This window comes from Enterorhabdus sp. P55 (assembly GCF_009911695.1).
Classification (GTDB): domain Bacteria; phylum Actinomycetota; class Coriobacteriia; order Coriobacteriales; family Eggerthellaceae; genus Enterorhabdus.
Genome location: NZ_QWKK01000286.1, coordinates 1 through 621 on the forward strand (window position 1 = coordinate 1; position 621 = coordinate 621).

Sequence of the window (621 nt, forward strand, 5' to 3'; positions counted from 1 at the left end):
AAACTCTCATGAATAACTAAATATTCTATATCCATCCAATTACCAAATATTTCTCCTGAAATACCCCCCATAACATTCTCACTATCATCTTTTATGTAAATAGCAAAATCTGTTTGATTTGCAGTTTCAAAATTTTGCTTATTATACTTTCTGATCATATTTTGTAATGTCATTACGTCTGATTTTTCTGGTAATAATGTTTCTTCAAATTTCATAATTGCTTCCCCTTAAAATAAAATTAAACCCTTACTTATTATTCAATACTTCGCCTGTATCTTTATCAATATCTGCCCGACCATATCGACGTTCTTGATAAACAGCATCAAAAGTTAATCTAATAATCCCACTACTCATTTTCATCACTGAACGTATAACTTTCATGCTAGGTAATCCATATTCTGCTCCATGATATTTCACAAAATTCTTTAATTCACGCATATTTGCTAAATCATGGTCATCGATAATATCGCAAATTTCATTGAACAAATCTTCTTTATCTTCAACATCGAGTGTAATGTAACGGTCAATATCAAAATTATTCAACAACCTAATATCAGCTTTAGAATATTTATGCTTATTTTTAGCAATAGCGTCTTTTGATTCATGCGTTAAATACAAATA

At 29.1% G+C, this 621-nt stretch carries 2 protein-coding genes; both read right to left on the reverse strand.

Annotated elements, in window-relative coordinates; genetic code table 11:
- A partial coding sequence (locus D1643_RS11325) for a hypothetical protein (protein ID WP_201751123.1) occupies positions 1–215 on the reverse strand: 215 nt, incomplete at its 3' end.
- A 31-nt stretch (positions 216–246) separates the two neighbouring features.
- On the reverse strand, positions 247–621 hold a 375-nt coding region (locus D1643_RS11330), incomplete at its 5' end, for a Rep family protein (protein ID WP_236643582.1).